Genomic DNA, 237 nt, shown 5'->3' on the forward strand with positions numbered 1-237 from the left:
GGCCGCGACGCGCAGATCGCGCGCGACATCGTCAGCGAGATCGGCAGCCGTCTCGCGTTCCTCGAGGAAGTCGGGCTCGGCTATCTGAGCCTCGATCGCGCCGCGCCGAGCCTGTCGGGCGGCGAAGCGCAGCGCATCCGGCTCGCCGCGCAGCTCGGCAGCAATCTGCAGGGCGTGTGCTACGTGCTCGACGAGCCGACCATCGGCCTGCATCCGCGCGACAACCGGATCCTGCTG

At 70.9% G+C, this 237-nt stretch carries 1 protein-coding gene; it reads left to right on the forward strand.

Features of this window, described 5'->3' with window-relative positions; genetic code table 11:
* On the forward strand, positions 1–237 hold a 237-nt coding region (locus tag SB816_RS34830; protein ID WP_410548603.1), incomplete at both ends, for a hypothetical protein.

The organism is Achromobacter sp. SIMBA_011 (assembly GCF_046535435.1).
Taxonomy (GTDB): Bacteria; Pseudomonadota; Gammaproteobacteria; order Burkholderiales; family Burkholderiaceae_B; genus Achromobacter; species Achromobacter dolens.